Source organism: Pseudomonas sp. AC112 (genome assembly GCF_979253545.1).
The window spans coordinates 967,119-984,692 of record NZ_CEEDCM010000001.1; the positions used below are offsets into that span (position 1 = coordinate 967,119).

Consider the following 17,574-nt stretch of genomic DNA (forward strand, 5'->3'; position numbering starts at 1 on the left):
CGCGAGGCAAGCTCGCTCACCACAAAAATCAAACCAGGCCAACGTGATCAGTTTTCTTCGCCTTCGGCCAGCAGGGCGATGCCGGCGATAATCACCGCCACCCCCACCCAGTGCAGTGGGCTGATATGTTCCCCCAGCCCCAGCCACGACCCCAGCAACACCACCACAAACACCAGTGAACTGAGCGGAAACGCCAGGGACAGGCTGCTGCGCCGCAGGATCAGCATCCACACGAAAAACGCGCCGATGTAGCTGGCGATCGCCGCCAGGATCCCAGGGTTGCGCGCCACCTCACCCAGCCACTGCCAGTTGAAATCCATCTGCCCCAGTTGGTCCCCGGCCACTTTGGTAAACAGCTGACCGGCGCTTTCGGTGCAGATCAACAAGGCCCACAGCACCACCGTGCCGAAGCGCCCGTGCAGCCATCCGGTATTCATCGTTTGCGTACTCATGCCTGGCTCCCTGCAATCGCCACCAACATCACTCCCAACGTAATCACCAGCGTGCCCAACCAACGGCGGCGGCTGACGGTCTCGCCCAACACCACTTTGCCCGCCAGCACCACCCCGCAATAGGCCAGCGCGGCGGCCGGAAACAATAGGCTCAAGGGCGCGCGGGACAAGGCTTCGAGCCACACGAAAAATTCGATCGCATAGGCACCGATCCCGGCCCACAGCAACGGCGCATTGAACACTTGGCCCCAGAACGCATTCAGGCGAAAACCGCCGTCCAGCTCGGGCAAACGGTCCAGGCCGATCTTGAAACACAGCTGGCCGATCACATCGAGCACGATGGAAAACGCCACCAGCAACACCACGGTCAAGGTCACGGGAACAGCTCCTCAAACAGATCAATCAAGGCTTCATTGGTGGCAGCGTTGCGCTGCAGGTCTTGCGCGCTCCAGCGCTCGGGTGGCGGCTGGTCGGACTTGGCTTCCCAGCGCTTGAACGCGTTGCTGAAGGCCGGCTGGGCGAACTCGCCGCACACATCGATGCCGATGATGCGCTTGCGCGCGGCCAAGGCCCGCAGGGCTTGCAGCAGGTGGGTCAGGCGCATGCCGCCCTGGTCCCAGTTGGTGGCCGCGTCTTCACTGGCGAGCACGTCTTTGTCGAGGGTGATCCAGATCGCTTCGGTGGGCAGGCTGCTGATCATCTGCTCCAGGAAAGCCGCCCAATCCAGCTCGGCCAGGTTGCGCCAGTGCAGGTGGTCTTCCTGCTGACGATGGCCGGCGCCGTCCCCGACCCGCCCCCAGACTTTCGAGGGCGCGTGCTGCCAGGGAAACAGCTGCAAGTGCCCGCGCTTGAGGGCGCCAAGGTTGCCGCCGCGCAGTTGCGGGTTATGCAAGTCATCGCTGCAGGGGCCGAGGGTGACGATGCGTTTGATCGCCGGCATTTTCAGCGCGCGGTTGACCCACGAACCACAGTGGCGCTTGGGCGCAAAGCGCACCCAGTCGGGGTGGTTGTCGAAGTGGATCAGGCTGATCGGTTCTTTGAGATCGGCGAGAAACGCCGGCGTGAGGTGATGGTAATCACCCGAACCGACAAACAGGATTTCCGGGCGCGCATCCGTGGGCCGGGGCCGTTGGGCCATGCGTTCGGCGAAGCGCTTCCAGGTTTTTTCGGTGGACCACAGGCGCAGCTTGGGGCCCAGGTCGAGCAGGTCGATACGGTGGGCGCGGCCATTGGCCAAACGCCGGGCAATCGGTGCCTGGCCGGTGAGGCTGTGGTCGAGGTCGAGAATGTTCAAGGCAGTGTCCCCTAAGGCTTTAGGGGGTCAATGCAAGGGACGGGCCAGCACAACTCTTGAAGACGGTGACTGACCAATGTGGGAGCGAGCCCGCTCCCACATTTTGAACCGTGATCGGCTTTAGTTTTTCGCGTCGTTGATGATCTGGCGAATGGCACCGACAAAGGCCTCCGCCGGCTGGCCACCGCTGACGGCGTACTGGTCGTTGAACACGATGGTCGGCACCGAGCTCACACCACGGGAGATCCACAGTTGCTCTTGCTCACGCACTTCGGCGGCGTATTCGTCGGAGGCGAGAATCTCGGCTGCGCGTTTGATATCCAGGCCGACACTTTCGGCGATGATCGCCAGGGTGGCGTGGTCGGACGGGTCCTGCCCATCGGTGAAGTACGCCTTGAACAGTGCTTCCTTGAGGTTGTACTGCAAACCTTCGAGCCCGGCCCAATGCAGCAGGCGGTGTGCGTCGAAGGTGTTGTAGATGCGGCTCTGGCCATCGGTGCGAAAGGCAAAGCCCAGCTCGGCGCCCATGTCGCGGATGCGCGCACGGTTGGCCTGGGATTCCTCAGCGGTGGAGCCGTATTTCTCAGTGATGTGCTCGACGATGTTCTGACCGATGGCAGGCATGTTCGGGTTCAGTTCGAACGGTTGGAAATGGATCTCGGCCTGCACCTCGGTGCCAAGCTGGTCGAGGGCTTCGGTCAGCCCGCGCAGGCCAATGATGCACCAGGGGCAGGACACGTCGCTGACGAAATCGATTTTCAGGGGAGTACTCATGGCAGGCAACCTCGCAGGCGTAAATGGGCCGCAAAGGCTGCACGATACACCAATGTCACAGCAGCTTCGAAGGGCCGACCGGATCGATCTGCGCCCAGTGCGCGGCATCTTCGCGATGCGCTTGCAGGTACGGCAACACCGCCGCCAGCAACGGCGCCTTGAACGCTTCCTGGAAACGATGGGCCAGGCCGGGGATCAGTTTCAACTGGCTGCCTTGTATATGCGCCGCCAGGTGCACGCCATGCATCACCGGCAGCAGCGGGTCGGCGGTACCGTGCACCACCAGCGTCGGCACGCGCAATTGGTTGAGCAACGGCACGCGGCTCGGCTCGGCGAGGATCGCCATGATCTGGCGCTTCACGCCGTCCGGGTTGAAGGCCCGGTCGTAGGACAGCGCCGCCTGGTGCAGCAAGGCCTGGCGATCATCCTTCACGTTCGGGCTGCCCAGTGCGGCGAGCAGATCCGCCTGTTGCTCCAGCGCCACTTCACGGTTCGGCGCGCTGCGCCGCGACAGCAATTGCACCAGCGCCGCATTCGGCGCCGGCAGGCCTTCGGCGCCGGAACTGGTCATGATCAGCGTGAGGCTCTCGACCCGCTGCGGCGCCATGGCGGCCAGGTGCTGGGCGATCATCCCGCCCATGCTCGCGCCCAGCACGTGGAATTGCTCGATCTGCAAGGCGTCCATCAAACCGATGGCGTCATCGGCCATGTCAGTCAAGGTATACGGCGCCGCCACCGGCAGGCCGAGCTTGTAGCGCAGCACCTCGAAGGTCAGGTTCGCACTCGCGGGCGCCTGGCGCCACGTGGACAGGCCGACGTCACGGTTGTCATAGCGGATCACCCGGAAACCTTGCTGGCACAGGGCGACGACAACTTCGTCGGGCCAGTGGATCAACTGCCCGCCCAGGCCCATCACCAGCAGCAAGGCTGGATCGGACGCACGGCCGATGCTCTGGTAGGCGATGCTCACCTGAGCCAGGTCGACCGTTTGGGTCGGGACATTGACGTCACATCGAGAAGCCGCAAAAGACGGCAGGCCGAACAGTAGAGCGGCCAGTAAAAGCAACACGCGCATGAAAAACACCGAAACGCAGAACCCCAGTAGAGCGCGAGTCTGATGAAGTTTGTTCAAGCGCGCTGCCACAGTTGCGTGACAGTTTGATGAAGAGTGCTCAGCGGTCATGTCGATCTACTTATCGACAGGCCTGCCAACATGAGACAAACTCACGGCATTCCATTTCGTCACAAATTATATTCATGGAGAGCCCGTGCTCGAAATCCGTCATCTCAAGACCCTGCACGCGCTGCGCGAAGCCGACAGCCTGGTGGAAGCCGCCGAGCGCCTGCACCTGACGCAGTCGGCGCTGTCCCACCAGTTCAAGGAGCTGGAAGAACGCCTGGGCATGCCGCTGTTCGTGCGCAAGACCAAGCCGCTGCGCTTCACCAGCGCGGGCCTGCGCTTGCTGCAACTGGCCGACGCCACCCTGCCGCTGCTGCGCGGTGCGGAACGCGACATCGCCCGGTTGGCCGGCGGCACTGCCGGGCGCCTGCACATGGCGATCGAGTGCCACAGCTGCTTCCAGTGGCTGATGCCGACCATCGACCAGTTCCGCGATGCCTGGCCGGAAGTCGAACTGGACCTGGCCTCCGGCTTTGCCTTCGCGCCGCTCCCAGCCCTGGCGCGTGGCGACCTGGACCTGGTGGTGACCTCCGACCCGCTGGAGTTGCCCGGCATTACCTACGTGCCGCTGTTCACCTACGAAGCCATGCTCGCGGTCGCCAACCAGCACCCACTGGCGCACAAACCGTACGTCGTGCCGGAAGACCTGCTGACCGAAACCCTGATCACCTACCCGGTCGAGCGCGACCGCCTGGACATCTTCACCCGCTTCCTCGAACCCGCCGACGTAGAACCGGCCCAGGTGCGCACCTCGGAACTGACCGTGATGATGATGCAATTGGTGGCCAGCGGCCGTGGTGTGTGCGGCATGCCCCATTGGGCGCTGCACGAATACAGCTCGCGCGGTTACGTGAAAGGCAAGCGCCTGGGTGAGAAAGGCTTGTTTGCAACGCTGTACGCGGGGATTCGCGCAGACATGCTGGATGCGCCGTATATGCGCGACTTCCTGCTGACTGCCAAGGACACCTCATTCTCCACCCTCGATGGGGTCAGCGCGGTACGCTGAACCCTGCGTCGCCTTGTAAACGAAGAGCTCGCCTGGGTGTGCCTGAGGTACCGAGGTGCCTGCATCGCCGGCAAGCCAGCGCCTACACACGTACCTGCCCTTGATCCAACCACTCAGGCCGGCTACCAGGCCGCCGTGCTGTTGCTTTTGATCTTGATCTTGATCTTGATCTTGATCCTAGGCGCCCCGTCAAACACGCTGGCCGGAATTCGACAGGGATTTGGGGGGTAAACCGGCAGGGATGCCGGTTTAGCCGCCCCGCGCCATGGATGGCGCGTGGCGGCGGCCCCCCAAATACCTGTCGGATTACGGGCACACCGAGCGTGAGCGAGGTGCCGAGTGTTGGGGCAAGAGCCCTTTTGGTTACTTTTGGGGCTCTTTTCCAAAAGTGACCCGCTGTAAGAGCGGAACCCATAGCAGCCGTTACCTAAATAACTGATATGTACACCGCACCACCGCCATCGCCGGCAAGCCAGCTCCTACATTTTGATCTGGGGCAACAGTTAGATAGCGGTCGTCTGTCTGGCCGCCAGCGGAATCAAGCGCCCTCACCACAGGTGCAGCGTCGTGCAGATACCTACGGCTATCGCAGGCAAGCCTGCCACAACTGGAAATCACTGGTCCTGCAATTCGCGCCACATGTGGATCTTGTCAAAGTAATCGACCCCCACCCGCACCGCCAGCGGCTCCAGGCCGTACTGGATGAACCCGCAGCGCTGGTACAACGCAAGGGCAGCATCATTGCCGGCCGTGACCGTCAGTTGAATCACCTTCAGGCGCGGATACTGGCGCGCCTCAGCCAACGCCGCTTCGACCAATTGACGGCCCAGCCCCTGCTGCTGGTAAGCCTGGGTCACGTACATGCCGAACAAAGTCACCTTGTGCCGTGCCTTCTCCCGCGGCTCGAACGCCAAGCCGACAATGCCGGCCAGTTCATCCCCCTCAAAAGCCCCCAGCAACCGGTCCAGTGGGCTGCTCAAGCGCTTCTCCCACCAACTCAGCGGCATCGCGGCACGCTCCGCCACGCTGGAAGTGAACGCCTGCGGATAGGCGCTATACGCCTCCAGCATCAACGCCCGATAAGCCTCGGCGTCGCTGGCCTCCAACGTGCGGACGCTCATGCCGTCAGCGATGCACGATAAAACGGCAGGATCAAATCCCGCGTCAACGGTGCCAGGACCAGGCCACCGTCGCCGGCCGGGTCGATCCAGCGCACTTCTTCGATCTCCGCCGCCGGGCTCACTGGCTCGTCAATCTGCACCTGGAACAACTCGGCTTCCACGGTAAAACCTGGCTCATTGACCGCCGGTGCGGAAAACTTGCCCAGATAGACCGCCGCGCCGGGCTCAATGCACAGGTTCAGTTCTTCGTGCAGCTCACGGGCCAGCGCGTCGGCAGGTTGCTCACCCGCGTCGATCTTGCCGCCAGGTTGCATGAAGGCTTGCGTGCCGCGCTTGCGCACCAGCAGGGTCTGGCCGTCGCCGCCGATCAGGAGGGCGGCGGCGATGCGGATGGTGGAGGGCATGTACGGTCTTCCTTGAAGGCAAAGATGTAAGGATCACATGAAGTGCCTTAACCGGAAAGCAATGCCTCGCCGGTGTCCTTGATAAACACGCTGTACCGCGCCCCTTCCATGGTCTCAAAGGCAATCAACTTATCCACCAACGGCAGGTTCAACACCTTGCCGGCGTTGAGCAGCAGCATGCCGTTGTCCGCATTGAGGTTGCGCGCCAGCACCATGCCCTCCGCCAGCTCCCGGGTGCCGAGCACTTTGACGTTGGGGTCGCCCAGGGTCACGTCATTGAGGTAAGTGGCGCAGACCAGCACAAAGTCTTCGACCATTACCGGGTCGTACAGCCGCCCGGCGTATTTGCGGATGTACAGCAGCGCTTCGTCGCTGTTCATCTGCCGCTCCAGGATCAGGCCTTTTTGCAGTTCGATAAAATCCACCGCCAGTTTCAGCAAACGCGAGCCGGCAGGAATCGCTTCACCCTTGAGGTGGTCAGGGAAACCGCTGCCGTCCCAGCGTTCCTGGTGATGGCGGATCAGCCGCGCGGCGTCTTTCATCGGTTCCAGGGTCATCAGCAGCGACTCGCTTTGGGTGGCGTAGGCGCGATAGCGTTCACGGTCGCTGCTGTGCAGCAGGTCCGAGGGCGACGCCATCATGCTGTCGCTCCAGCTCAGCTTGCCGATGTTGTAGAGCGCGGCGGCCATGGTCAGGTCGCGGTTGCTGGCGGAGTCCACGCCATGGGCCACACACCAAGTGCGCACCAGTTCGATGATCTGCCGGTTGGTCTGTTTGGCGCGCGGCAGGCGCAGGTTGGCCAGCAGCGAAAACACTTCGGTGCCGGTGGCGTAGCTGTGCTTGAGCTCTTCGTAGGCCAGATCGAGCATGTCGGCGGTCTGCTGCAGCTCGCTGGTGCGCGCGGCCACGCGTCTTTCCAGGGTGGCGTTGAGCTGCTTGAGTTCGTCGTTCTGCTGCTGGATCAGTTGTTCAAGGCGCAGGCGCTCCAGCTCGGAATGCTGATGGGCCAGGGATTGGCGCAGCGCCAGCAACAATTCTTCATCCTTCCAGGGCTTGCTCAGGTAACGGTAGATTTCACCTTCGTTGATGGCCTTTACGATCAGCGTCAGGTCGGTCTCGCCTGTCAACAGGATGCGCACGGTGTGGGGGTAATGCTGGTGGACATGCGCGAGCAATGAGGCGCCGTCCATGTCCGGCAGGCGCGCGGCGCTCATCACCAGGTCGACGGGTTGGCTGGCCAGGATGGCCAGGGCATCGGCAGCGCACGTGGCGCTGTGCAGGTCGAAGGGTTCCAGCTGCAGCAGTTGCGTAAGGCGTTGGAGCACGTCGGGGTGGGCGTCGATCAACAGCACCACGGCACGTCTGGCATCGGTAAATGTAACTGACTCTCCCATGGGACACCTCGGATCGTCGGTGTGCATTCCTTAGGGTCCGGGCCTGCCTTCCTGGCTATTACTGAGGAGTTTAGTCGGTTTTGCGTAAAGTGATGGCTTTACGATATCAACGCAAAAAAAAGCCGCTCCTGAAACCGGAGCGGCCTTCGAGGTGAAGCACGTGATCGTCACGCTTCGGCTTTTTTCGGGCTCGAGCCAAACGAAGCGAAACGCTTGTTGAACCCGGCGATCCGGCCTTCGGCCTGGGTCTTGCGCTGTTGGCCGGTGTAGATCGGGTGCGAGGCGCTGGAAACGTCCAACGGGATATACGGGTACGTGTTGCCGTCGCTGTGTGTGTGGGTGCGATCGCTGTCGGCGGTGGAGCCGATCAGGAAGAACACGTCGGCGGCGGTGTCATGGAACAGCACGGTGCGGTAGTCGGGATGGATACCAGCTTTCATAAGGCCTCCGGGGCGTCTGGGTGCATTTGATGTGTTATACAGCAACACAAATCACGCACCCAAACGAGAACCGATTGCAATAAGAATAGGCCCGCAGCTTCTATGCAGCTTCCTGAAAGTCCATCTCCGGTGGCTGTTGCGAGAAACCGCGCGTCAGCACACCCAGGTAAACCAGGCCGATCGCCAACCACACCAGGCCCAGGTAGATCGCCAGGTGATCGAGGCTGACCATCAACCACAGATCCGCCAACAGGCCGATGGCCGGGAACACCAGGAACAGGATCAATTCCCGCACGCCGCGCTGCTTGGCCCCGATCCAGTAGTGAAAGATCACCGAGAGGTTCACCAGGCTGAACGCCAGGAACGCACCGAAGTTAATGAACGAGGTGGAGGTGGTCACGTCCAGCTTCAGCGCCAGCAACGCCACCACGGCACACAGCAGGATGCTGTTGACCGGCGTCCCGAAACGCGCATGCAGGGTGCCGAAGAACGACTTGGGCAACACGCCGTCGCGGCCCATGGCAAACAACAAGCGCGAACCACTGGCCTGGGCCGAAAGCCCCGAGGCGAACTGGCCGACGATCAGGCCGATCAGGAAGATCGACACAAACAGGTCGCCACCGATGTTGCGCGCAATCTCGTAGGCCGCCGAATCCACATCGGCAAATTCGAACGACGGATGCGCGACCTGCACAAAATACGACACACCGACGAAGATCAGCCCGCCGATCAAGGTGATCAGCATGATTGCCCGGGGAATGGTGCGGCGTGGGTCGCGGGTCTCTTCGGTGAGGGTACTGACCGCGTCAAAGCCCAGGAACGAATAACAGGCAATCGCAGCCCCGCTCATGATCAGTGGCATCTGCATCTGACCATTGAAGAACGGCGTGATCGTCCACAGCGGCTTGCTCGAATCACCACCGATGTAGTGGATGCACAACGCGACAAACGCAATCAACACCAGAAACTGCACCAGCATCAGCAGCGCGTTGATGCCGTTGGCGAGTTTCAGGCCGATGATATTGATCGCCGTGGTGATGCCGATGAATGCCAGCACCCAGACCCACTGCGGCACGGCGGGGAATGCCGAATGCAGGTACGCCGCGCCGATCAACCAGATCGCCATCGGGAGGAACAGGTAGTCGAGCAACACCGCCCAACCGGCGATGAATCCCAACTTGGGGCTGATCGCCTTGCGCACATAGCTGTAGGCCGAACCGGCCACCGGGAAGGCCGAGGCCATGCGCCCGTAGCTCATGGCGGTGAAGAACATCGCCACCAGGGCGGCGAGGTAAGCGGCGGGGACCATGCCGGCGGTGGATTGCGCCAGGATGCCGAAGGTGCCGAGCACAATGATCGGCGTCATATAGGCGATGCCAAACAGCACCACCGACCCTAACGACAGGGTGCGTTGCAAACGAGCCATGAGCGATTCTCCGCTGATTTATTAGATTTATGGCAGAACTGAAGTCGATGAAGCGGATGCACTAATTGTTATGGTGTACAGCGCCCTCTGTAGGAGCCCGGCTTGCCGGCGATCGCGATTTCAAAGCCGCCATCACCGGCAAGCCGGGCGCCTACAGGGGTTGTGTCAGTTTTTCGGGATCAGCAGCTCGCGCGTTCCGTCTGTGTGCTCGATCACCTCGCCGGGCAATTTCATGCGCTGGTCGTCGAGGTAGCGGTAGTCCTTGTGCGCCGCCTCCAGTTGGTCAAGATCCAGCTCGACCGTGAATTGCCCTTCGTCACGCCCGGCTTCGAACAGCAACGTACCGAACGGGTCGACCAAGGCGCTGCCACCGGCGAACACCAGGCCGCCGTCGCCCTCCTCCACGCGGTTGACCATCAGCGCGAACACTTGGTTTTCCTGGGCACGCGCCATGATCGCGGTACGGTGCGTGGGGCCGTAGGGGTCCATGTTGCCGTTGGTGACGATCAGCACTTCAGCGCCCGTTTGCGCCAGGGCGCGGGCGGTTTCCGGGAACTCAATGTCGTAGCAGATCAGCAGGCCGACGCGCACACCGTTCCACACACAGGTGGGGTAACGGTCGCCTGGGTTGAACACGCCACGCTCCAATGGCCACAGGTGAGTCTTGCGATAGCGCAAGGCAATGCCTTCGGGGGTGATCAGCAAGGTGGTGTTGTAGAATTGGCCGCCGTCGTTCTCGGCCATACCGATCACCACCGCAATGTTGCGCGCGCGGGCCGCCTCGATAACGGCTCTCACGGTGGGGCCATCCAGGGGCTCGGCGATGTCGGCGACGGTTTCAGCCGAGGGAAAGCCCGTCAGGTGGGTTTCCGGGAATACGATCAGTTGCGTATCGTCGGCGCAGGCAACGATTGCCGCCAGGGCGCGCTCAAGGTTGTAAGCTGTATCGTTATCACGACCGGCCAGTTGGGCGAATTCGACCTTCATGGGTATTCCTTGTTCTTTATCTGTGTCGCAGTATGCGCAGCCAATACCCGCCAGGGAATTACGCGGCCGGGGTAACACGTTAGGGGTAGATCAATGACCATGTCGCTGCAGGACATCGCCTGGCACCGCTCGGTGGGGCAAATGATAGACGCCCTCGACCAGCCCAACTTCTGGACTCAGCTTGTCCGCTTGCTGGACCAATACGTGCCGTTCGACAGTTGGGTGGTGTTGCTATTCAGCAGCGAACACCGCCCCCTGGTGTTCGCCGAATGCCCCGGTGCCGACGGTACGCCAGACCAGTTGTTCCAGGACTACCTCAATGGCCTGTACCTGCTCGACCCCTTCTACATTGCCAGCCGCGAACACTCGCGCACCGGCTTGTTTCGACTGGCGGAAGTCGCGCCGGAGCACTTCGAACTCACCGAGTACTACCAGCGCTACTTCCGCCTTAACGTGGTCGCAGATGAAATCCAATTTAATTGCCATCTGCCGGATGGGCGTACGCTATGCCTGTCGTTGGGTTTGAAGCAGCGTTTCGACCAGGCGCAGATTGCCCTGCTGTCGCTGATTCAACCCTGGGTGCTGAGCCTGCTGCGCCAACGCTTGCCCTATGAACTCAACCAGGTCAGCACTCCGCAGCCGCCGATCCAGAATGATGATTGGGGCGCGCAACTCACCGCCCGCGAGCTGGATGTAGGCCGCTTGATGCTCAGCGGTTGCTCCAGCAAGGAAATCGCTCGTAAGCTGGAAATCTCTGTTGAAACCGTGAAAGTCCATAAGAAACACATCTACAGCAAGCTAGGGATCAAATCCCAGTCGGAGCTGTTCTCGATCTTTCTACAGGCGCAAAACGCCTAGCCGATGAGTCCGAACCAAGGAAAACCGTATGAGCCTGTCGTTACTAAGCCGTTACGCCTTCTTTGCCGTGTGCGTCATTTTCACCCTCGCAAGCCTTCCCTTTATCGAACATGAATGGCTGTGGCCGATCACCGTGGTCACGGGTGTGCTGAGCCTGATCGGTATCTTCGACCTGCTGCAAAGCCCCCACGCCGTGCGCCGCAACTACCCGATCCTGGGCAATATCCGTTACCTGGTGGAAGCCATCCGCCCGGAAATCCGCCAGTACCTGCTGGAGTCCGACAGCGACGCCCTGCCCTTCTCCCGCGCCCAGCGCTCGCTGGTCTACTCACGCGCCAAGAACGAGACGGCGGACAAACCCTTCGGCACCCTGATCGACGTGTACCAGTCGGGCTTCGAATTCATCGGCCACTCCATGCGCCCGGCACCGCTCAGCGACCCCAGCGCATTCCGCGTGATGGTCGGCGGCCCGCAGTGCACGCAGCCGTACTCGGCATCGGTGTTCAATATCTCGGCGATGAGCTTCGGCTCGCTGAGTGCCAACGCGATTCGTGCGCTGAACCAGGGCGCCAAGCTCGGCAACTTCGCCCATGACACCGGCGAAGGCAGCATCAGCCCCTACCACCGCGAAAACGGCGGCGACCTGACCTGGGAACTGGGCAGCGGCTACTTCGGCTGCCGCACGAGCGACGGCCGTTTCGACCCGGAACGCTTCGCCGTACAAGCACAGAACCCGCAAGTGCGCATGATCGAAATCAAGATGAGCCAGGGCGCCAAACCCGGCCATGGCGGGATCCTGCCCAAGCACAAGGTGACAAAGGAAATCGCCGAGACCCGCGGCATCATGATGGGCGAAGACTGCATCTCGCCGTCACGCCATAGTGCGTTCTCCACGCCCATCGAACTGATGCAGTTCATCGCCCAACTGCGCGAACTGTCCGGCGGCAAACCGGTGGGGTTCAAGTTCTGCCTGGGCCACCCATGGGAATTCATGGGCATTGCCAAGGCCATGCTCGAAACCGGCATCCTCCCGGACTTCATTGTGGTGGACGGCAAGGAGGGCGGCACCGGCGCCGCGCCCGTGGAGTTCACCGACCACATCGGCGTGCCGCTGCGTGAGGGCCTGCTGTTCGTGCACAACACCCTGGTGGGCCTGAACCTGCGCGACAAGATCAAGCTGGGTGCCAGTGGCAAGATCGTCAGCGCCTTCGACATCGCCAGCGTGCTGGCCATCGGCGCCGACTGGGCCAACTCGGCCCGTGGCTTCATGTTTGCCATCGGCTGCATCCAGTCCCAAAGCTGCCACACCAACAAATGCCCGACCGGCGTGGCAACTCAAGACCCGCTGCGCCAGCGCGCGCTGGTGGTCCCGGACAAGGCCCAACGGGTGTTCAACTTCCACCGCAACACCCTCAAGGCCTTGGCAGAAATGCTCGCCGCGGCGGGCCTGGACCATCCCTCGCAGCTGTCGGCCAAGCACCTGGTGCGGCGCATGTCGGCGACCGAGATCAAGTTGTTCTCGCAGTTGCATGTGTTCCTCAAGCCCGGCGAGTTGCTGACCGGTGAAGTGAACGGCGAGTTTTACTCGCGCATGTGGCAGATGGCGCGGGCCGACAGTTTTGAGCCCCATGAAGTGGCTGTTGCATAAGGACCGTTACCGTGTTGAAAGTCATCGCCGAAGATTTCATCAAGCCCGAACACCTGGAAACGGTGCGCCCCTGGTACGAAGAACTGGTGGAAAAAACCCGCCAGGAACCGCTGTGCATCGCCTACGATCTGTTTGTCGACCAAAAAGACCCAGGGCATTTTATCTTTGTCGAGCAATGGCCTGACCAGGCCGCTCTCGATGTGCATTGCCAGACCGAACACTTCACTCGGCTGGTTCCGCAGATCAATGCGTATGAAGCCAAACCCTGTCGGGTGCTGTTGATGGATGCGTTCTAAACCACTACTTCTCGCTGAACCGGACCACCGACGGCATCGTTGAAACAAGGAGATTCACATGCCGTCATTGGACTTTGCCGCCATCGCCGAGTAACTGTTCGACTACTCAGTTGTCGTTGTAATTCTCCGAACCCACAAAATCTTTCATGACAATGTATGCGTCGCCAGCACGCAAGTGAATTGAATATAACTTGCTGTCTACCACAAGCTTGTCGGTTTGTGATGCGGCGCTGGCGTTGAACAGTTCACGACTTCCGTACACGACATTGTTTATACCCAGCCGAGTCATAAACTGAGGATGTAATGGCGCATTGGACTCACTCAATATGTATCTCAATAGTGGCATATACGTCATCGCCGCATGGCCTCTCGGCAGCCAGTTTGCACCTATCGCCGGCCCGACATAATAAAGCTTGTGCACATTTCGTAATTCATCATGCGAAATCAAATCATAAGCCACATACTGCGCCAATGCCGATTCCAGTTCTTTTTTAGCGATGATGACCTGCCCATAGGCGTAACTGAAGGAAAACATAAATAGAACAGGAATGACCAGCAGCAACCGCAGCCGCGACTCAACACGACCGAGCACCTCACTATTCAGCATAAACAAGAAAATCAGCACTGCTGAAAAAGCAATATAGTTTCGAGCATCCAGATTTGCCTCCATCAAAAACAGCATAAAACCCGGCACTATTAAAATCAGTACAGGCACACAAAGTAGATAAAGCAATGCGACCACAACCCTACCGATTTTCCCTCCCTTCATCTGGGGAATGCTTCGCATAGAAATAACAAAACCGACAAGCGCAATACCTAACACTGCCGCACACAGCCACCGATTTCCCGGGGTCACCAGTAAACTAATTTTGTTCATTGCAAAAATAAATTTCCGACACACCTCCTCAAACCAATGTTCATTGAAGGGATACAGGTTACCTCGGGTATCGACCGATAATTGATAAGCCGTCAGGAAATAAAAAATCCCTCCCCCCATCAGTTGCCCCGCCCTTTGAGCCAGAACAGATAGGACTTCACCCACTGCGGCCTTGGCCTTTACACCAAGGTAGAACTCCACAACACACAGCCCAACGAATAACGCGATGGTCAGTTGGTAGAGACTGAACGTGACAGCGATCAGCAACGCCACGACCAAGCCTCGAACGCTTGCACGCTCAACACGACAAGTCATTGCGTAAATAACGGCGACCACCGCTAAAATCATCGCAGGCCCATCATATTGGTAAGTCAAATTTCCGAGAAAAAATGGATTGCACAAAATCGGAACAACCACTAAACAACTTGATACGGAGGGCTCAGGGAAATACCACACCGTCAGCCGACTCATCGCTATCACGAGCACCACTATAGACAGCAACAGGGGAAGCGGAAATATATTAGTTGTACTACTGCCAAACGTGAGCGCCTCATACAGCCATTCAATCAGAACTCGCCCCTGATTTCGCCATGCATCCTGAGCCCCCAATAACGACCTCCAATTATCATCTATATAGGCGTAATCCGCATGAACAATGGGATAAATATAAACAAAAGACAGGATTAGAAAAAACAAAAATACTTCTTTTCGGCTCAGTACCTTATCAACCCACATCATGCTGACCTCCTATGTCACTGACAGTATTGTTTCCGTTCACAACTTCTTTCACCACATACCTCGGCCGATGCTTCGCCTCCATATAAATTCGCCCCACATACTCCCCCAATATCCCAATCCCAATCAGTTGCACTCCTCCCAAAAACAAAATCGCCGTCATCAACGACGGGTACCCCGGCACTGCATTGCCAAACAGCACCTTGTCCACCATCAGAACCCCCGCATACCCTAATGCCGCCAGCGAAATACATCCGCCGATATAACTCCACAAGCGCAGCGGCAAGGTGCTGAATGACGTAATTCCATCCAACGCCAGGTTCCACAATTTCCAGGCGTTAAACTTGCTCTGGCCCGCTGTACGTGGCGCGCGGTCGTACTCGACAATGGCCACTTTGAAGCCGGCCCAGGACAACACACCCTTCATGAATAATTGCTGCTCGGGCAAAGCCTTGATCACGTCCACCACCTTGCGGTCCATCAGGCGAAAGTCACCGACGTTTTCTTCAATGTGGGTGTAGGCGATACGGTTGAGCAGGCGATAGAACAGCGAGGCGCTTTGACGTTTGAGAAAACCGTCGCTGGAACGGTCCCGGCGCTTGGCCAATACCACGTCGGCGCCTTTGCGCCATTCATGGATCAGCGATGGGATCACACTCACCGGGTCCTGCAGGTCAACATCCAAGGGGACCACAGCGTCACCCATGGCGTATTCCAACCCGGCGAACAGCGCCGGCTCCTTGCCGAAATTGCGCGAAAAGTTGATCAGCATCACGTCGCTATCAGCCAAGGCAATCATGCGGGCAAGCTCGCCTGTACGGTCGGTGCTGCCATCGTTGATAAACACGATTTCGATGCTATGCGCCTGCAACGCTGGCTCTTCACGCACGGCACGGTAAAACGAACGAATCGCCTGTTCTTCGTTGAATACCGGAACAATCAACGAAACCCTCATTGCCCACGCTCGCGAAACACCACCCAACGCGAAAGTAAAAAGCCACACACCAGACTCACCAGCGAAAACACCAGCACCGTGACGATCCCCGCCACGCGCCACCGGTCCGCCAACCACCCCACGCCCAGGCTCAAACCGCCCATGCACAGCATGAACAGCCCATAACGCGGCAGTGACGCCGGCACTGCAAAGGTGTAGATCGCGTTCACATAAAACGAAAAGGACGCGGCCACGCAGAACGCGAAAAAGTTGCTGATGGCCTGGCTCAAATCAAACGCCGCCCTGAACACAAAAAACAGCTGCCAATGGATCACCGTATTGGCAACTCCAATCACCGTGTAGCTGGAAAATCCTTTCCACAATCTGGTCATTCCATTGTCCCGTTGTGCCTTCCTTCAGCAAGCCACGGCGCCGGTGGTTCGTCTACTGTCAGAGTTAACAGGTACAAAGCACGTGTAATTGAGACATTCAGTAATACCCAACCTTTGCAATTGCTTACAAATACCGCCAACCTGCGCCCGCCCGACGTGCGGCGTGCGACTACACCCGCGCTCGCCTGTCATTACTAAACACCTTGTTCAAGAGCTTGCAGCCATGCCGAACGGACGCGACCCGCGCATCGATTTTTTTCGGGGCCTGGCGTTGATCTTCATATTCTGGGATCACGTCCCCCACAATCCCCTGGGCCAGATCACCTTGCGCAACGTCGGTTTCAGCGATGCCGCCGAGGTGTTTGTGTTCCTCGCCGGTTTTGCCGCCGTGTTGGCGTACGGCAAGATCATGCAGCGCGACGGCTACTGGATGGCCTGCCTGAAAATCCTGCGCCGCGCCTGGGTGCTGTACGTGGTGCATATCTTCCTGCTGGCCTTGCTGATGGGCATCGTGTTCTTCGCCAACAGCCATGTGGAAACCCGTGACCTGGTCGAGGAAATGGGCCTGACGCACTTCGTCACCCACCCGCAACAAGCCCTCACCGATGAGTTGCTGCTGCGCTTCAAGCCCAACCTGATGGACCCACTGCCGCTGTACATCGTGTTACTGGCGGGGTTGCCGCTGGTGCTGCCGATGCTGGTACGCAAAGTCGAGGCCGTGGTGGCGGTGTCACTGGCGATCTACCTGCTGGCCCCGTGGATGGGCTGGAACCTGCGGGCGATCAGCGACGGTGTGTGGTACTTCAACCCGGTCACCTGGCAGCTGTTGTTTGTGCTGGGCGGCGCGGCGGCGATCTACAGCCAGCGGCCTAAAACCGCCGAAACCCGGCCCTTGCTGCGTCAGCCACTGTTTGTTGCTTCGGCGGTCTACGTGCTGGTGGCCGGGGTGATCACCCTGTCGTGGCGCTGGCCCGAGACCCACGATGCGTGGATGCCGGCGGCGCTCAGCAACTGGCTTTACCCCATCAGCAAGACCGACCTGTCACCGGTGCGCCTGGTGCATTTCCTCGCGCTGGCATACGTCACCGCCAAGCTGTGGCCGGGTGCCGGCTGGACGCAGAACCGCGTGGCCGGCGAAATCTGCCGCATGGGCCGTTATTCCCTGGAAGTGTTTTGCCTGGGGGTGGTACTGGCGCCCCTGGCGGACATGATCAACGCCATGGCCAACGACACCGTCGCCATGCAGTTGACCACCGCCGTGATCGGCGCGTTGCTGATGGCTGGCCTCGCCGCCTGGCTGGAGCTGTTCAAGCGCCTGGACCGGCAACCCCGCGCCGCGCTACATACCTAGCGCCC

Annotated in this window: 19 protein-coding genes; 5 read left to right on the forward strand and 14 right to left on the reverse strand. The window is 59.8% G+C overall.

Annotation, left to right across the window (positions count from 1 at the left end):
• Positions 1-47 precede the first annotated feature (47 nt).
• The 5 genes from AC0IYN_RS04660 to AC0IYN_RS04680 form a co-directional block, all read right to left on the reverse strand.
• The gene (locus AC0IYN_RS04660; protein WP_078047101.1) at positions 48-452 is read right to left on the reverse strand and encodes an EamA family transporter; all 405 of its coding nucleotides are present in this window, start codon (positions 450-452) and stop codon (positions 48-50) included.
• Positions 449-829 carry a DMT family transporter gene (locus AC0IYN_RS04665; RefSeq protein ID WP_010212789.1) on the reverse strand — a complete coding sequence of 127 codons (381 nt, stop codon included), beginning with the start codon at positions 827-829 and terminating at the stop codon, positions 449-451. Before AC0IYN_RS04665 ends, AC0IYN_RS04660 begins: the two co-directional genes overlap by 4 nt.
• Complete coding sequence (locus tag AC0IYN_RS04670) at positions 826-1,746, reverse strand: arginase family protein (RefSeq protein ID WP_078047100.1); 921 nt, start codon at positions 1,744-1,746, stop codon at positions 826-828. The genes AC0IYN_RS04665 and AC0IYN_RS04670 overlap by 4 nt, the downstream gene beginning before the upstream one ends.
• A gap of 120 nt (positions 1,747-1,866) precedes the next feature.
• On the reverse strand, positions 1,867-2,520 hold the full coding sequence (locus AC0IYN_RS04675; protein ID WP_406598626.1) for a DsbA family oxidoreductase: 654 nt from the start codon (positions 2,518-2,520) through the stop codon (positions 1,867-1,869).
• Positions 2,521-2,575: 55 nt separating this feature from the next.
• Positions 2,576-3,595, reverse strand: a complete 1,020-nt coding sequence (locus AC0IYN_RS04680; protein WP_078047098.1) for an alpha/beta fold hydrolase — start codon at positions 3,593-3,595, stop codon at positions 2,576-2,578.
• Between the two features lie 193 nt (positions 3,596-3,788).
• Here AC0IYN_RS04680 and metR point away from each other — a divergent pair, with 193 nt between their 5' ends.
• Positions 3,789-4,706: a transcriptional regulator MetR gene (gene metR, locus AC0IYN_RS04685; protein ID WP_078047097.1), complete on the forward strand. Its 918-nt coding sequence runs from the start codon at positions 3,789-3,791 to the stop codon at positions 4,704-4,706.
• A 614-nt stretch (positions 4,707-5,320) separates the two neighbouring features.
• On the opposite strand, the gene AC0IYN_RS04690 is transcribed toward metR, so the two are convergent.
• From AC0IYN_RS04690 to AC0IYN_RS04715, 6 genes are all read right to left on the reverse strand, one after another.
• A complete protein-coding gene (locus AC0IYN_RS04690) occupies positions 5,321-5,827 on the reverse strand; it encodes a GNAT family N-acetyltransferase (RefSeq protein WP_471840666.1) in 507 nt (168 codons plus the stop codon).
• Entirely contained in the window at positions 5,824-6,231 is a 408-nt protein-coding gene (locus tag AC0IYN_RS04695; protein ID WP_471840668.1) for an NUDIX hydrolase, read from the reverse strand. Before AC0IYN_RS04695 ends, AC0IYN_RS04690 begins: the two co-directional genes overlap by 4 nt.
• Before the next feature lie 47 nt (positions 6,232-6,278).
• The gene (gene nosR, locus AC0IYN_RS04700; RefSeq protein WP_406598622.1) at positions 6,279-7,625 is read right to left on the reverse strand and encodes a response regulator c-di-GMP phosphodiesterase, NosR family; all 1,347 of its coding nucleotides are present in this window, start codon (positions 7,623-7,625) and stop codon (positions 6,279-6,281) included.
• 167 nt (positions 7,626-7,792) lie between these two features.
• On the reverse strand, positions 7,793-8,065 hold the full coding sequence (locus tag AC0IYN_RS04705) for a type B 50S ribosomal protein L31 (protein ID WP_078047093.1): 273 nt from the start codon (positions 8,063-8,065) through the stop codon (positions 7,793-7,795).
• A 100-nt stretch (positions 8,066-8,165) separates the two neighbouring features.
• The gene (locus AC0IYN_RS04710; RefSeq protein ID WP_457248325.1) at positions 8,166-9,491 is read right to left on the reverse strand and encodes an APC family permease; all 1,326 of its coding nucleotides are present in this window, start codon (positions 9,489-9,491) and stop codon (positions 8,166-8,168) included.
• Between the two features lie 165 nt (positions 9,492-9,656).
• A complete protein-coding gene (locus AC0IYN_RS04715) occupies positions 9,657-10,478 on the reverse strand; it encodes a carbon-nitrogen hydrolase family protein (protein ID WP_471840669.1) in 822 nt (273 codons plus the stop codon).
• 93 nt (positions 10,479-10,571) lie between these two features.
• On the opposite strand from AC0IYN_RS04715, the gene AC0IYN_RS04720 reads away from it, so the two are divergent.
• The 3 genes from AC0IYN_RS04720 to AC0IYN_RS04730 are packed head-to-tail and all read left to right on the forward strand — an operon-like array spanning position 10,572 to position 13,280.
• Complete coding sequence (locus AC0IYN_RS04720; protein WP_406598619.1) at positions 10,572-11,336, forward strand: helix-turn-helix transcriptional regulator; 765 nt, start codon at positions 10,572-10,574, stop codon at positions 11,334-11,336.
• Between the two features lie 28 nt (positions 11,337-11,364).
• Positions 11,365-12,984, forward strand: coding sequence for an FMN-binding glutamate synthase family protein (locus tag AC0IYN_RS04725; protein ID WP_471840671.1), 1,620 nt, complete (start codon positions 11,365-11,367; stop codon positions 12,982-12,984).
• 11 nt (positions 12,985-12,995) lie between these two features.
• Entirely contained in the window at positions 12,996-13,280 is a 285-nt protein-coding gene (locus AC0IYN_RS04730) for a putative quinol monooxygenase (RefSeq protein WP_406598617.1), read from the forward strand.
• Between the two features lie 106 nt (positions 13,281-13,386).
• Here the strand turns inward: AC0IYN_RS04730 and AC0IYN_RS04735 are convergent, their stop codons facing one another.
• The 3 genes from AC0IYN_RS04735 to AC0IYN_RS04745 are packed head-to-tail and all read right to left on the reverse strand — an operon-like array spanning position 13,387 to position 16,218.
• Positions 13,387-14,895: a glucosyltransferase domain-containing protein gene (locus AC0IYN_RS04735; RefSeq protein ID WP_457239592.1), complete on the reverse strand. Its 1,509-nt coding sequence runs from the start codon at positions 14,893-14,895 to the stop codon at positions 13,387-13,389.
• The gene (locus AC0IYN_RS04740) at positions 14,882-15,847 is read right to left on the reverse strand and encodes a glycosyltransferase family 2 protein (RefSeq protein ID WP_406598634.1); all 966 of its coding nucleotides are present in this window, start codon (positions 15,845-15,847) and stop codon (positions 14,882-14,884) included. Before AC0IYN_RS04740 ends, AC0IYN_RS04735 begins: the two co-directional genes overlap by 14 nt.
• Complete coding sequence (locus AC0IYN_RS04745; protein ID WP_457239591.1) at positions 15,844-16,218, reverse strand: GtrA family protein; 375 nt, start codon at positions 16,216-16,218, stop codon at positions 15,844-15,846. The genes AC0IYN_RS04740 and AC0IYN_RS04745 overlap by 4 nt, the downstream gene beginning before the upstream one ends.
• Before the next feature lie 223 nt (positions 16,219-16,441).
• Here AC0IYN_RS04745 and AC0IYN_RS04750 point away from each other — a divergent pair, with 223 nt between their 5' ends.
• Complete coding sequence (locus AC0IYN_RS04750; protein ID WP_471840673.1) at positions 16,442-17,569, forward strand: OpgC family protein; 1,128 nt, start codon at positions 16,442-16,444, stop codon at positions 17,567-17,569.
• Positions 17,570-17,574 lie beyond the last annotated feature (5 nt).

Coding starts and splice junctions, on each gene's coding strand:
- AC0IYN_RS04660 (WP_078047101.1), bottom strand. CDS start 452: ATGAGTACGCAAACGATGAATACCGGATGGCTGCACGGGCGCTTCGGC.
- AC0IYN_RS04675 (WP_406598626.1), bottom strand. CDS start 2,520: ATGAGTACTCCCCTGAAAATCGATTTCGTCAGCGACGTGTCCTGCCCC.
- AC0IYN_RS04680 (WP_078047098.1), bottom strand. CDS start 3,595: ATGCGCGTGTTGCTTTTACTGGCCGCTCTACTGTTCGGCCTGCCGTCT.
- AC0IYN_RS04690 (WP_471840666.1), bottom strand. CDS start 5,827: ATGAGCGTCCGCACGTTGGAGGCCAGCGACGCCGAGGCTTATCGGGCG.
- AC0IYN_RS04695 (WP_471840668.1), bottom strand. CDS start 6,231: ATGCCCTCCACCATCCGCATCGCCGCCGCCCTCCTGATCGGCGGCGAC.
- nosR (WP_406598622.1), bottom strand. CDS start 7,625: ATGGGAGAGTCAGTTACATTTACCGATGCCAGACGTGCCGTGGTGCTG.
- AC0IYN_RS04705 (WP_078047093.1), bottom strand. CDS start 8,065: ATGAAAGCTGGTATCCATCCCGACTACCGCACCGTGCTGTTCCATGAC.
- AC0IYN_RS04710 (WP_457248325.1), bottom strand. CDS start 9,491: ATGGCTCGTTTGCAACGCACCCTGTCGTTAGGGTCGGTGGTGCTGTTT.
- AC0IYN_RS04715 (WP_471840669.1), bottom strand. CDS start 10,478: ATGAAGGTCGAATTCGCCCAACTGGCCGGTCGTGATAACGATACAGCT.
- AC0IYN_RS04720 (WP_406598619.1), top strand. CDS start 10,572: ATGACCATGTCGCTGCAGGACATCGCCTGGCACCGCTCGGTGGGGCAA.
- AC0IYN_RS04725 (WP_471840671.1), top strand. CDS start 11,365: ATGAGCCTGTCGTTACTAAGCCGTTACGCCTTCTTTGCCGTGTGCGTC.
- AC0IYN_RS04735 (WP_457239592.1), bottom strand. CDS start 14,895: ATGATGTGGGTTGATAAGGTACTGAGCCGAAAAGAAGTATTTTTGTTT.
- AC0IYN_RS04740 (WP_406598634.1), bottom strand. CDS start 15,847: ATGAGGGTTTCGTTGATTGTTCCGGTATTCAACGAAGAACAGGCGATT.
- AC0IYN_RS04745 (WP_457239591.1), bottom strand. CDS start 16,218: ATGACCAGATTGTGGAAAGGATTTTCCAGCTACACGGTGATTGGAGTT.
- AC0IYN_RS04750 (WP_471840673.1), top strand. CDS start 16,442: ATGCCGAACGGACGCGACCCGCGCATCGATTTTTTTCGGGGCCTGGCG.